This is a genomic window from Haloarcula sp. JP-L23, from assembly GCF_011602445.1.
Lineage (GTDB): Archaea > Halobacteriota > Halobacteria > Halobacteriales > Haloarculaceae > Haloarcula > Haloarcula pellucida.
In genome coordinates this window covers 44,662-58,170 of record NZ_CP050017.1, presented here as the reverse complement: position 1 = coordinate 58,170, position 13,509 = coordinate 44,662, and the positions used below count along the sequence as shown (strand labels likewise).

12 protein-coding genes are annotated in these 13,509 nt (G+C 59.5%); 3 read left to right on the top strand and 9 right to left on the bottom strand.

Features of this window, described 5'->3' with window-relative positions; all coding sequences use genetic code 11:
• Positions 1 to 41 precede the first annotated feature (41 nt).
• From G9465_RS23330 to G9465_RS23310, 5 genes are read right to left on the bottom strand one after another with little or no spacing between them, the layout of a single operon-like run.
• Positions 42 to 824 carry an SDR family NAD(P)-dependent oxidoreductase gene (locus G9465_RS23330; protein WP_166975346.1) on the bottom strand — a complete coding sequence of 261 codons (783 nt, stop codon included), beginning with the start codon at positions 822 to 824 and terminating at the stop codon, positions 42 to 44.
• 50 nt (positions 825 to 874) lie between these two features.
• Positions 875 to 3,319 carry a xanthine dehydrogenase family protein molybdopterin-binding subunit gene (locus G9465_RS23325; protein WP_166975343.1) on the bottom strand — a complete coding sequence of 815 codons (2,445 nt, stop codon included), beginning with the start codon at positions 3,317 to 3,319 and terminating at the stop codon, positions 875 to 877.
• Positions 3,320 to 3,327: 8 nt separating this feature from the next.
• The gene (locus tag G9465_RS23320) at positions 3,328 to 3,828 is read right to left on the bottom strand and encodes a (2Fe-2S)-binding protein (protein WP_166975340.1); all 501 of its coding nucleotides are present in this window, start codon (positions 3,826 to 3,828) and stop codon (positions 3,328 to 3,330) included.
• A 25-nt stretch (positions 3,829 to 3,853) separates the two neighbouring features.
• On the bottom strand, positions 3,854 to 5,152 hold the full coding sequence (hisD, locus tag G9465_RS23315; RefSeq protein WP_166975337.1) for a histidinol dehydrogenase: 1,299 nt from the start codon (positions 5,150 to 5,152) through the stop codon (positions 3,854 to 3,856).
• Positions 5,153 to 5,174: 22 nt separating this feature from the next.
• Positions 5,175 to 5,879 (bottom strand): cyclase family protein, encoded by a 705-nt coding sequence (locus G9465_RS23310; RefSeq protein ID WP_166975334.1) that lies wholly within the window; start codon positions 5,877 to 5,879, stop codon positions 5,175 to 5,177.
• 84 nt (positions 5,880 to 5,963) lie between these two features.
• Between G9465_RS23310 and G9465_RS23305 the strand changes: the two genes are divergently transcribed.
• Entirely contained in the window at positions 5,964 to 6,938 is a 975-nt protein-coding gene (locus G9465_RS23305; protein ID WP_166975332.1) for an amidohydrolase family protein, read from the top strand.
• A gap of 193 nt (positions 6,939 to 7,131) precedes the next feature.
• Here the strand turns inward: G9465_RS23305 and G9465_RS23300 are convergent, their stop codons facing one another.
• The 4 genes from G9465_RS23300 to G9465_RS23285 all read right to left on the bottom strand — a co-directional run bounded on the left by G9465_RS23300 (position 7,132) and on the right by G9465_RS23285 (position 10,881).
• Complete coding sequence (locus tag G9465_RS23300; protein ID WP_349674925.1) at positions 7,132 to 7,632, bottom strand: carbon monoxide dehydrogenase subunit G; 501 nt, start codon at positions 7,630 to 7,632, stop codon at positions 7,132 to 7,134.
• Positions 7,632 to 8,525: a xanthine dehydrogenase family protein subunit M gene (locus tag G9465_RS23295; RefSeq protein ID WP_166975326.1), complete on the bottom strand. Its 894-nt coding sequence runs from the start codon at positions 8,523 to 8,525 to the stop codon at positions 7,632 to 7,634. The genes G9465_RS23300 and G9465_RS23295 overlap by 1 nt, the downstream gene beginning before the upstream one ends.
• A 138-nt stretch (positions 8,526 to 8,663) precedes the next feature.
• Complete coding sequence (locus G9465_RS23290) at positions 8,664 to 9,449, bottom strand: SDR family NAD(P)-dependent oxidoreductase (RefSeq protein ID WP_166975323.1); 786 nt, start codon at positions 9,447 to 9,449, stop codon at positions 8,664 to 8,666.
• Positions 9,450 to 9,534: 85 nt separating this feature from the next.
• Positions 9,535 to 10,881: a Xaa-Pro peptidase family protein gene (locus G9465_RS23285; protein ID WP_166975320.1), complete on the bottom strand. Its 1,347-nt coding sequence runs from the start codon at positions 10,879 to 10,881 to the stop codon at positions 9,535 to 9,537.
• A gap of 873 nt (positions 10,882 to 11,754) precedes the next feature.
• On the opposite strand from G9465_RS23285, the gene G9465_RS23280 reads away from it, so the two are divergent.
• Positions 11,755 to 12,165 carry a universal stress protein gene (locus G9465_RS23280; RefSeq protein ID WP_227015880.1) on the top strand — a complete coding sequence of 137 codons (411 nt, stop codon included), beginning with the start codon at positions 11,755 to 11,757 and terminating at the stop codon, positions 12,163 to 12,165.
• Positions 12,166 to 12,361: 196 nt separating this feature from the next.
• On the top strand, positions 12,362 to 13,231 hold the full coding sequence (locus G9465_RS23275) for an NAD(P)-dependent oxidoreductase (RefSeq protein ID WP_166975317.1): 870 nt from the start codon (positions 12,362 to 12,364) through the stop codon (positions 13,229 to 13,231).
• Positions 13,232 to 13,509: the final 278 nt, after the last annotated feature.

Here is a 13,509-nt window from a genome sequence, read left to right as displayed (position 1 = left end):
TAGCCGGCAAATCGGTCCGAAGGTGCTCACCACCCGTGATCTCACTTATACAGGCCGGCAGTAAAGGTGACGCCTCCGTCGACGACCAGCTCCGTCCCGGTCACGTAGTTAGCGAGGTCCGACGCGTAGAAGAGACACGCGTTCGCGATGTCCTCTGGGTCGCCCAAGTCGCCTATCGGAATCCGGTCGAGGTCGTAGATTTCGTCGCCCTGTTCTTCGACTAAGTCTTCGATGCGGTCGATGCCGATCAGCCCGGGCGTCACCGTATTGACGGTGACGCCGTTGTCGGCCAATTCAGACGCGAACCCCCGCGTCACCGAGCGGACGCCGCCGTTGGTGCCGCTATACAGCGTCATCCGCGGGACGCCGAGATGACTCGTCGCACTGGCGATGTTGACGATGCGCCCGTGGCCGGGGTTGTCCGCCCGGAATTCTCGGGCCCACCGTTGCGTCAGCACGAATAGCCCGCGGAGATTCACTGCCAGCATCGCGTCCACGTCCTCTATGGGCATGTCCAGCAGCGGCCCCGCCAGGTTCAGCGCCGCGTTGTTCACGAGGATCTCTGGGATGCCGAAGGCATCGACGCTCTCCTCGATGAGCGCGTCGATCTCGTCCTCGTCGGCGAGGTCGGTCGGCACAGCGACCCCCTCAACGCCGTGTTCAGCCTCAACCTGTTCCACTATCGCTTCGATTTCCGATTCGGTCCGAGCGACTGCGACGATATCTGCGCCGGCCTCGGCGAACCGATCCGTTATTTCTTTGCCGATACCTCGCCCCGCGCCGGTCACGAGTGCCGTCTGTCCGGAGAGGTCTATGTCTATCATTGCCTTGTGATGAGTTTCTGTATTCTGTAAACCTACCGTGCGAGTACGGGTTACTCGTCCGATCCGGCCTCGCGGATCTGATCTCGGATGTGTTCGGGCGTAACGGGGACCGAATCGATCGTGACGTCGAGCGGTTCGAGAGCGTCGTTGATCGCCGCCGGAATCATCGCCGACGCCGCGATAGTCCCCCCTTCGCCGGCGCCTTTCGCTCCCGTCGTCGTGAACGGCGACGGCGTCTCGCGGTGTTCGAGCTCCATCCGCGGGACCTCTTTTATCGAAGGTAAGAGATAATCGAACATCGTCACTGCCAAGGGCTGCCCCTCGTCGTCATACCCGAACTCTTCGAGTAGCGCGGCCCCGACACCGTGTGCCACCGCACCTTCGACTTGCCCGTTCACTATCTGGGGATTCAGGACCGTGCCACAGTCGTGTACGGAGTAGTACTTCAGCACCTCTACTTCGCCGGTGTTGGCGTTGACTTCCACGATGGGTGCGTCGGCGGTGTAGGCCGTAGCCGGGTAACTGGGGAGTTTCTGTTCGAACGCCTCGTCGAATTCCTCCATCGAGAGCGCGGGGTTCGCGTACTCCGCCTCGGCTCGGATCGACTCGCCGGTCTCCGCGCCCAGCTCCGCGAGCGAGATGCTCTCGCCACTGGCGACGTGCCGGAGCGCCCCCTCGTGGTAGGCCACTTCCTCGGCGTCGCAGTCCCACACGTCGGCCGCTCGCTCCCGGACGCGCTTGATCACCTCCTCGCTGAGCTTCTCGGCAGTGCTGGAGAACATCACACCCATGCGAGAGGCCGCGGCGCCGAACTGGTCCGGGGCGTCCACGCTGTTCAGGTAGCTCACCTCGATGTCGTCCGGCGTGACCCCCAGGCCATCGGCGAGCACCTGAGCGACGACGGTCTGGTGTCCCTGCCCGGCCGACCCGGTCGCGAGGTAGGCCTCTATCGTCCCGTCCGGGTGGATGTCCGCGCGGAGGTACTCGGGGAAGAAATCGACGTCGTCGATGCTGTAGTCGTCTATCTCCTCGTCGGTCATCTCGAACCGGTCGGCGTAGTCGATGACGCCCACAGACGGTTCCAAGACGACGGCCGGCTGGACGCCGCGGTAGATGCCGTCCTCGGCAAGTTCCTCGAGACGTCGAGGGTCTAAGAGTCCGCCCTCACACCGCTCGTTCTCGTCGACGATATCCTCAATCCGGGTCAGCGCCGCCGGGTAATCCCCCGAGTCGTAGACGTTCTTCGAGGGAAGTTTGTACGGCATCTGCTCGGGCTGGATGAGGTTCTTCCAGCGGAACTGCGTGGGGTCCTCCCCGAGCGCGCGAGCCGCCTTCCCGACCATCATCTCCAGCGCGAAGTTGTGCTGTTGGACCCCGAACCCTCGGTAGGCCGTCTGCGGGACCTTGTTGGACAGGACGAGTTCGTAGGCGTATCTGACGTTGGGAATCTCGTAGGACGTGGTGAGGACGGCGAGTGGCTTCGCCGTCTGCGGGAGCGGGTATCGGGGGAACGCGCCGAGATTGTCTACGAACGAGATGTCCAGGCCGGTGATTTCGTCGTCCTCGACCGCGAGGCGGACCTCGTACTCCCGCTCGCACGAGTGTGAGTCACCGCCCTGGAGGTACTCGATGCGGTCCTCAACGAACTTGACTGGCCGTTCGAGCATGTGACTCGCCACCGCTGCGATCACGCAGTACCGGATGCCGGCCATGATCTTCGTGCCGTAGCTCCCGCCGATGTTCTCGGGGACCTGCAGTTCGACGCTGTCTTCAGGGTACCCCAGCGCCTCGGAGATGAGGTTTCCGTTGAACGTGTACAACTGCATGTTGCAGTCTAACTGGAAGGAATCGGTATCGGGTTCGTATCGCGCCACGACGCCGGCGGTCTCGAGCGGGACTCCGGAGATTCGCCCCCAAGAGAACTCGTCCTCGAACACGCGGTCGGCGTTCTCGAACGCCTCGTCCACGTCGCCGAAGCGCAGGTCCTCGGTGTCCGCGATGTTCGTTCCGCGGTCCTCGTGGACCAGCACGTTGTCGTCGGTCGCGTCGCTCGATTCGACCGTCGGCTCGAGCGTTTCGTACTCGACGTCCACCTCCTCGGCGGCGTCCTCGGCCGCGTAGCGGTCATCCGCGATGACGGCGGCGACCGGCTCGCCGGTGAACCGGACTTTCTCGTCAGCTAACACCCACTCGGAGAACCCGAGGCGCCCCGGCATCGGCTCGTAGCCCGCCTTCAGGTCCGCCGCGGTTACGACGAGCTGGCAACCTGGATGGGACTCGGCGGCCTCCGTATCGATGCTCATGATATGGGCGTGGGCGTGCGGACTCCGAACGAGTGCCATCTCGCAGCTGTTCGGAGGTTGGATGTCGTGGATGTAGTCGACGTTCCCCGTGAGGATATCGCGGTCTTCGAGACGGGCGACCGATTTCCCCGTGTACCGCTCGTCCTGACCGGCCGAGGCATCCCGACTGACGTCGTGAGACGATTCAGACATCAGTGGGGTTACTCCGTATTCTCCGCCGCCTCGTGGACGGCGCGGTATATCGATTCGTAGCCGGTACAGCGACAGAGGTTCCCGCTCAAGGCCCGCTCGATATCCGAATCGTCCGGGTCCGGCTCCGCTTCCAGCAGGGCCTTCGTCGCCATCATGAAGCCGCTCGTGCAGAACCCGCATTGGAGGGCGCCCTTCTCGTGAAACGCTTCTTGAATCGGGTGGAGGTCGCCGTCCGTCGCGAGACCCTCAGCAGTCTCGATCTCCGCCTCGTCCGCCTGGACCGCGTAGGACAGACACGACTTGGTCAGTTCGCCGTTGACCAACACTGTGCAGGCGCCACAGGCGCCGTGCTCGCAGCCGACTCGGACGCTCTTGAACCCCTCCCGACGGAGGAAGTCCGAGAGCTTGAGACGCGGTTCGACGTCCGTGGAGACGGTGTCTCCGTTCACCGTGATTTCGATATCTTTCCGACTCGGCCGCTCCGATTCCGTGTTTATATCGCTTGACATATATTATCTAGTGGGGTATCGGGTCTCAATCGTCAACGGGCGGTGCATCGGTCTCGGTCTGTGACGACTCTCGCTTCTGTGCGGAGATTTTGTGAGCATGCGTCCCTTCAAGTTCACAGATTTTCGCGGCCCAGGGGGCGATCTGCGCCGCGCCTTCGGCGGTGAGTTCCTGATGTGTCGGGGTCTTCAGATAGGTGCCGACCCAGATACCGCTACTGTATCGAGCGGCTCGCTGCGTCGGCAGGCAGTGGTTCGTCCCCACGGCTTTGTCACCGAAGACGACTGGCGCGTGTTCACCCAGGAACAGGGATCCGTAGTTCCGTAGGCCGTCGACGTACGACCGGGGTTCGTCGGTCATGATCTGGACGTGCTCCATCGCGTACTCGTTCGTGAGGTCGATGGCGTCGTCCTTACTGTCGACGACGACGACCTCGCCGTTGTTCTCCCAGGACTCCCGTGCAGTCTCTTCGGTGTCGATCTGTGGGAACTGCGCTTCGAGTTCCGACTCGACCGCCTCCGCGACCTCCCGGTCGAGAGAGATGAACGTGGCCCGGGAATTGGGGTCGTGTTCAGCTTGCGCGAGCAGATCGGTCGCCACGAGCTCTGCGTCGGCGGTTTCGTCGGCGATTATGAGAACTTCGGTCGGTCCGGCGAGGAAGTCGACGCCGACGTGTCCGTACACCTGTCGCTTTGCCTCGGTCGTGAAGACGTTACCTGGCCCAGCCACGACGTCAACCTCGGGAACGGTCTCGGTTCCGTACGCCATCGAGCCGATGGCCTGCGCACCGCCGATACAGTAGACCTCGTCGACGCCGGCCTGATCCATCGCGTAGAGCTGTGCCGGCTGTACCATTCCGTCGTCCTGCGGCGGTGCACACGCGACGATGCGGTCTACTCCGGCGACATCCGCCGGGACGATCGTCATCGCCGGTGAGGCGACTAACGGGTGACGTCCTCCAGGGACGTAGACACCGGCAGTCTCGATCGGTAACACACGCTGGCCCATCGTAATACCCGATTTGAACTCTTTTTCGAACGACTCGATGTGCTCTCGTTGCTCTTCGTGGAATTCCCGGACGTTCGCGACCGTGTTCTCGATCGCCTCCCGGTCACCCGCGTCAAGTTCGTCGGCCGCGGCGTCGACCTCTTCGGCCGACACGCGGAAATTATCGAGGTCGACATCGTCGAATTTCCGCGTGAAGTCCGTAACTGCCTCGTCACCTCGATTTCGAACTTCGTCGAGGATATCTCGGACGGTATCGGTGACCTCTTGGCTGACATCGATCGATTCGCTTTCGGCTTCTTTGAGATACGTGGTGGACATGTTTTACCTGTCTGGTGTGGCGTCACTGTTTGACGATTGCGACCGGTCTGACCGGTGAGCCTGTTCCGTTACGAATTGCCAATGGGAACGCCGCGAATGTAAATGGTTCGCCCACGACCTGATCGATATTGCGGAGGTTCTCTAAGTGGGGCAGGTCGTGTTCTTTACAGACCGTGTGGCAGGGATAGGTGAGGTCTTCCGGCGTGTCGGGACTCGGCTGGTCGATTCCGAAGTTCGCGATTTCTCGCTCGACGAGCCATCGCGTCGCTGCTTCGTCGAGTCCCGGGTAGTTCTCCGCGTACTCGGGGTCGGGATACGTCTCGTCGTAGTGTCCGGTCCGGATGAGCAACGTATCCCCCGCTTCGACGTTGACCCCGGCGTCGGAACACGCCTCTTCGAGGTCGGACACGGTGATATACTCGCCTGCGTCACGATGGGTCACTTCGATCGCTTTCCCGGGCGTGTAGAACTGCTCCAGAGGCATCTCCGTGATATCGTCGCCGTCCTCTCGATAGTGCGCTGGCGCGTCTACGTGTGTCGGCCCGTGGTCACACAGTAACAGCGCTCGTGTTTCGAAAGTAAAGGGCGGGTCTTCGCCGAGTTCTTTTTCGAACATATGTCGCGACTCTTCGTGAGAAGTGTCGGTCCATATCACTGTCTGTTGGTGGGTATGGTACACGGGCTGGTCGTGGTAAATCTCCTGTGCAAGATCTATTAGCTCCGCCATGTCCTGTTAATGAGGGGTATTCATTATAAATGTTGGTCCACCCTTCCAAAACACATAAGAGACAAAAGCGTGATGAGATAGCTGATGCCTGATAGACTGACCCGTGATTCACCGATAGTTGACTTCGGTGGTCACATAGTCGCGGAGGGAATCGTCCCCGAATTTATCGAACCGCTTGACGAGATTATCGGTCCGGCTCACAACGACCCGGATCTCGTTCTGGAACGATATCGAGACGCAGGAATCGACCGCGTCGTTCTCTCACAGCCGGCGTATATGGGCCACGGCGACGCCGATGCAGTCGCCGAGTCCAACGACGTACTCAGAGATATCGTCGACGACTACGAAGAGTTCTACGGGCTCGCAGCCATTCCCACCCCCGCCGGCGGCGAGGAAGCCGCCGCCGAGTTAGAACGGTGTCTGGAGAACGGGTTCAACGGCGGTGCGATCGAGACGATGAGCGACGGGATCGAACTCGACGACGAGGAAGTAGAACCCATCTTCGACGTCGCGGAGAAACACGACGCGCCGCTCCTGATCCATCCGAAGATAGACGTCTCCCTCAACGAGGAAGTAGACGTCCTCACCGACCGGTACCGACTGAACGCTATCTTCGGCCGCGAAGCTGCACTCTCGGAAAGTATCTTCAAGCTCGTACATCAGGGAATCTTAGAAGACAGGCCCGACCTGAATCTCGTCTTCCATCATCTCGGAGGTAACATCGCCAGTATGCTCGGCCGCGCACACCTCCATCTCGATATCGGTCGTTGGCCTGGTCAGGAACACGTCAAGCCGTTCGACGAGTTCAAGCGTATCATCGAAGACCGCGTCTACCTCGACAGCTCCGGCTTCTGGGGATATCACGCACCGCTACGGACAACCTTGGAGGAGTTCCCGGCTTCACAGGTGTTGTTCGGTACGGACGCGCCGTACGAACCTCGGTCGGCCGAGGAACTCCGCGACCACGCGAAGACAGTCGCCGACGTCACGTCTGCAACCGACGGCGACGCGGTTCTCGGCGAAAACGCGCTTGATCTGATGGTCAACGTCGACGAGTAGGTCGGCGTCGTCAACCACTCGCACGCTTTTTCCGGCTATACTCATGATCGGGTTTGATGTGGTACACTATAACAGAGCGTACGAACAGGCGAGCACCCGCCGCGCGAAAAGACGGTAGTTCATCGAATTGCAGCTGCCGGGACCAGAGACGCTATCGTCCCGGCTATCAGTGCTCTGCCGGGTTTGGAGAACCTTAGGCGTCTAGTTCGGCTTTTTCATCCTCTGCGGCTTCAAGTTCAGACGTGGCCCCTTCGCCAGCTTCGATCGTCTCTTCGAGGTCGTCGAAGAAGTCGTTGACGAGCCGGTCGGTGACGCTACCGAGCGCCCGTTTCCCGAGGCTGGCAATCAGTCCCGAAACCGACGCGGTAGCGGTCCATTCGACAGTAGAAGTCCCATCCCCATTTTCCATCAAGTCCATTTCGGCTACCGCCTCGAACGCGTTTCGCGTCGCGTCGCCGGTCGCTTTCATCCGTAACCGGGAGGGCTCTTCCGCCTCGGTGACTACGACATCGACGTCGAATGTCGGTTTGACACTTCCGACGCCGACCGCGAGGACCGCCTCGATATCTGACGGCGAACGTAGGTGCATTTCCTTGACGCCGGGACCGCATTCGGCTAACACGTCGGTGTCGGTGAAGTACGGCCACGCGTCGTCTGGCGATACGCTCAGCTCTTGTGTTCCGGAAAATTCCATCATTGTGATTGGGTCGCGCGGTCGAAGGCCGTCTCAAGGGCGATCCGCGCGTACTCGCCCGCAGCTTCCTCTTTGTACTCCTCGTCGGCATGCATTTCGCCTTCCGGATTCGACGCCTCGACGACGATATCCGTTGCCGTCGATAGCGCAGTCTCCGAAAGCGGCCCCCCCTCAACCGTGGCCTCGGCGTCTTCGACGCGAAGGGGGACGTCGTCGACGTTAGCGAGCGCGAGGCGGGCCTCCTCGATCTGCGGCTCTTCCGCAGCAGGGTCGTCGACCCGAATCACAGCTGCCGCGCTGACGGTGGGCCAAGTCTGTCCCGTTCGCTTGAGTTCCTCGAAGGTCATCCCGGTCCGCTCGGGCGGAAACGGCTCTGTCGGTATCGTGACTCGTTCTATGAGTTCGTTCTCGCGGAGGTCCGTAAACATATACGCGATGAAGTAATCTGAAACCGGGACTTCTCGCGTCTCGTCGACGGATCGGATAGTGATCGTGGCATCGAGAGCCAACAGTGCTGTCGGATAGTTACCGGCCGGATCGGCCTCGCCGATACTTCCCCCTACCGTCCCTCGGTTCCGGACGCTGGGTCCAGCGATCTGTGCCGCGGCCTCCGACAGCATTGAGAGTTTTCGGTCGAGGAGGTCGGACCGCTCTATTGTTCGATGGCACGTCATCGCTCCGACCTCGATCGCCTCATCGGTTTCCTCTACGAAGGCCAGTTCGTCGACTTCATTGAGGTCGATGATGTGATCGGGTGCGGCCAGGCGATTGGACATGACGATACCGAGAGACTGGTTGCCAGCCATTAGCTCGGCCTCTGGCTCCTCTTCGAGACGGTCGAGCACCTCCTGTACTGTCGCCGGTGATTCGAATTCAAATGGTGCTGGTTTCATCCACGACTCGTCCGTATTTCCATACCCGATATAATAAAAGTGAGGGTTCGCCGGGGACCTCGCGGCGGGGAGACGAACGCTGCGGCGTCTCGGGCACCAGGGGTTAATCGCTGCGGTCGTCTATTCGAGCGAGTCGACTCATTTGTACAGTCCAGCGGTAAACTCGACCCCTCCATCGACGAGGAGGTCGACACCGGTTACGTAATCGGCGAGGTCTGACGCGAAGAAGAGGCACGCGTTAGCGGTATCTTGGGGCTCGCCTACACGACCGAGGGGAATGCGGTCGTATTCAAAGAGGTCGTTCCCGTGTTCGTCCATCACCGCTTCCGTCCTGTCGACTCGCGTTAGTCCGGGCGAAACCGAGTTGACGGTGACCCCGTCGTTCGCCAGCTCTGCGGCGAAGCCCTGCGTAATGGAACGGACCGCGGCCTTCGTCCCTGCGTAGAGGGTCATCGCCGGGACACCGAGGTCAGCGACGATACTGGAGACGTTGACGATACGCCCCGCTTGCCGGTCAGAGTCCCGGAACGCCTCCGCCCAGCGTTGTGTCAACAGAAACAGCCCCCGGATGTTTACGTCGAGCATCGTGTCGATCTCGTCGGGGGTGTGATCGACTGGATTTCCGCTGATGTTGGCCCCGGCGTTGTTCACGAGGACCGTCGGCGTCCCAAATTCGGCGACGCTGTGCTCTATCAGCGCTTCGATCTCTTCGACGGCGGTGAGATCGGTCGGTACTGCGAGCGCCTCGACTTCGTAGTCGGATTCGAGTTCATCGGCGGTCGAACGGAGTTCCGACTCAGTTCGCGCCGCCAAGACGACATTTGCACCCGCACGGGCGAACGTGCGAGCGATCTCGGCTCCGATGCCACGCCCCGCCCCGGTCACGAGCACAGTTTCGTCGCTCAGATCTATGTTTACCGTCATACGAATCTGTGTAACCGACGATATCTAAAATAGCTTATGCCAAAGTCGGCGGTGCGGGTCGAGAGACAGCGACCGGCCTGACGCGTTAGGCCGGACCGTGTCCGGGCTGATCTTGGAGGAAGTCGTAATCGCGGTGATCGAAGTGGTCGGTGAAGTAGTCCGGGTGCTCACACAGCGTCGTGATGACCGGCCCTTCATCGGTTACCATGACGTTTTCCTCCAAGCGTACGGTCTGATCGAGGTCCTCGTGGCCCGCGAACGTCTCGATGGCGAAGTACATGCCCTCCTCGATATCGGCGGGATAATCGAGGGAGTACGCCCGCGACATCCACATGCCCTCGTACAGCGAGATGCCGATGGAGTGAGCGGCCTGCTGGATGCTCACGCTGCCGTGCTCGTCGTCGTCGTATTCGCGGAACTCCTCGGCGACGTCCTTGGTGGTGTTTCCGGGCTGAAGCTGTTCGATTGCCCGGTAGAGCTGGTCGTAACACTGCTCGTAGAGCGCGATTTCCTCGTCCGTTGGGTCGGCGTCGACCTTCCACGTCCGGACGTAATCGATGAAGTACCCGCCGGGGCCGACGGCGTTGATGTCACAGATGACCAAGTCGCCTTGGCGGAGGATTTTGTCGGTCGCCCACCGTCCGTAGGGGTTCGTGCGCCCCCCGCTCGCGACGATAATGTCGTAGACGTGATCGAACCCGCTCGAGTACAGGTACTCGTTGACCTTGGCCGTGATTTCCTTTTCGGGAATTCCGGGTTTGGTCCACTCGTTCATCGCACGCCACATCGCACCGTCGCCGTAGGAAGCTGAGAGCTTGAGCAGTTCCAGCTCGTCGGGAGTCTTCCGGACACGCGCCTTGCTCATGACGTTCCAGGCGTTCTCCAGTTGTAGCCCAGCGTCCTGCAGCGCCTCGTAGGCCGTCTGGTCGTACGCGTCTACACCGATTGGCTCGTCTGCGACGTCGTGGTCTTCGAGTACCTCCACGACGCTATCGGCCATCTTCTCTGCCATCATCGGCTCGGCGCCCTCGGCCCAGCGCCAGGTCATCGCTGGCCGGACGTCGTCGATCCACGGGAGGTCGATTTCCGAACGGATCAGATCACTTCCAACGGTTTCGAAGAGAACCGGGTCACCGTCGCGGGGGATGACCGCGTACCGAATGAAGATGTTGTACTTCCAGTTCCCCTGATAGGAACCGGTCGCGTATCGGATGTTCTCACCAGCGAAGAGAAGCAGGGCGCCGAGTCCCTCCTCTTCCATCCGTTCGCGTGTCTTCTCGAGCCGATCCTTCCGAAGGCGATTAAAATCTACCTGTCCGAGATGATCGGTCGCACTCTTGCTGTAGATTCTTCTCGGATTGTACTCGTGAGGTTCGGAGATGAAATCGTGTGTCCGGAGCCGATCGTCGGACAGCCGGTCATTGTCAGACATAACCAAGCAACGATGCGAAAGGCATAGTTATAATAGTTCTCCCTTTTATTATATTTTTGATAATTATGAGTGGTACTGATGTGTTAGAACTGTCTCGACCATCGCGTCTCAGATCGACAGTCGGCTACAGTGAGAACTTGGTTCAACCGTATAGAATGACTCCGATAGAATTTCCCGTCTCTTAGAAGCTATTCCAGCGCTATTGTGGGGACTATTTCTCTACATAGCCGTTTGAGGGACAGAAATGAACGAACGCGGTTATTCAATTGGATAGAATACTTCTGTCAACGCTCCCAGGAGTGGATAACAAATGTACGTTCGATATAGTAATTGGACTCACGAGCCCATTTATAACTTGGAATAGAGTGAATAATATATGTACGTGCATTATTTTACACCCATGTACAAGTCGTATATTATTGTTATTAGCTAGAGATCACGCGATATACGCTATCGTTTCGCCCCATGTTAGAGAGGACCACGCATTCTATGAGAATTCATCCACAAATACCACTCAATAGTACGCGTTCTCCAGCTTATAACAGTTGTACTCTAGTTATTTCCGTTGTCGCACTTCCGTCGATCACGGTACCGCCTGGATAGTGAGAGATAGTCGCGTTCTATATTAATTAACATCTACTATGAGAGACGCCACTCGGACCGGAGATATCGACCGTTTAGAACGCGTAGCGTATCGAACGATGAGGAATCGGTCGATTATCGGCTACCGACGACTCGTCCGTAGCGACGGAGGTCAGCTCGGCTGGTCTGAGCCGGAAGATCCACCAGCTGTATCTGGTGGAATCGCTCGTAGACGTCAATCCGTCTACCCCACACCGAACCTTTATCCCGTTACCTGCATACGGACGTATTATGATACTCGCAGCAGTTGAAGGAACGAAGGACGCTCCAGTCGTCGAAGTTGGCAAGGACCTCGCGGACGCCTACGGCATCGAACTGGTGGTTCTGAACGTGATGACGCCGAAGGAATTCAAGCAGAACTGGCAGAGCGGATCTGACTACTACGCCGACGAAGCCGAAGAGGAAGCGGCCGCTCGTGCTGAGAAAGTGATCGAGGTCTCCTCAGTCGAGGGTGTGGCGGTGAAAGGACGAAGTGGCGACGTCGTGGACCAGATTCTTAGCGAGTGCGGCCAACTCGACGCGAAATACCTGGTGATCGGAGGCCGGAAACGGACGCCGACCGGGAAGGCATTGTTCGGGTCGACGACCCAGTCTGTCCTTCTCTCTGCGGACGTCCCGGTCGTAACCTCGATGTCCGAGTGAAGCCGAGCGAGGCATCACTCGGGCGAGAGAGCGATATCCTAGAGAGACGGAAACCGATTCCGTGGCAAGCGCGATGTGGCGTTAGCTGGTACTAGTCGAAGGCTGAACCCGGGGAGCCGAGGAGAAGAAACACTGCGGCGTGCTGACTCACCATCGGGAGATAGTTTTATTACGTTGGTCTCTGGAACACCGGTGAATGACCGAAACGATCGGCTTCATCGGCGTCGGTCGGATGGGCTCGGAAATGGCGACGAACCTGCTCGAGGACGACTACGACGTCGTCGTATACGATATCGACGACGACCGCGTGGAGGCGTTAGTCGAGAAGGGCGCTCAACGCGGGATGTCGATTCAGAACGTCGCCGATCGCGTGACCGTCGTGATGACGAGTTTACCAACATCGGATATAGTAAACGACGTCTACTTCGGCGACGGGGGGCTGTTGCACGCTGTCGACGACGAAACCATGTTCGTCGAGATGAGCACCATCGAGGCGTCTGTCGTCGAGATTATCGCGACGGAAGCGAAGGGTAACGAAGTCGTCGACTGCCCCGTTATCGGCACGCCATCCGAGGCAGCGGCCGCAACCCTTACTATCGTTGCGGGTTGCAGCGAGACGGCTTTTGAACGTGTACGACCTATTCTGAAACCGCTCGGCAATCGAATCGACCATGTCGAGGGAGTGGGGACGGCTAAGCGGATCAAACTCGCTAACAACGTCATGACCTACGGGAACTTCGCTATCGCAGCGGAGATGACCGCCCTCATCGAAGAGATGGGGATAGACGCTCGGCGTTTCTTCGATATCACGAGGAGCGGCGCAGCGAGCTCGGCCATCGCTGACGCGAAGATGCCCAAGGCGCTCGATGGAGACTACGAGCCCGGTTTCACGGTCGACGGGGCTCGAGGGGACTTGCAATACGCGCTGTCGATGAAGGAGGACGCCGATTTCTCGGCACCGCTCGCGTCGTCGGTCGCCGAACGGTATACGTTCGCGGCGTCCGCTGACCATGGGGAGAGAGATTACAGTGTCTTGCAGGGAGCCCTCTCCAAGCGATGGGAGTGAGCGCCGTCGCCAGGTCGGCTGGACGGCCGGTCTTCACGTCGGAAAGGGGCAGCTCATCCGGCCTGTGCCCTCCCCCCGTCGGTGACACGTGAGAAGTGTTTTATCAACCAGTTGTCTTGGACATATCGGGTCTACATCTGTTCGGAGGGGGCCCAAACAGGGTAAGTTTTATAGCCCACCCCCATGTTAATCGCTCTTGTAGTACATGAAAAATCGTGATGAGACAAGCTCCACGGCCAAGCAGAGCAGTTCGAAACCATCTCGAAGGTCCTTCCTGA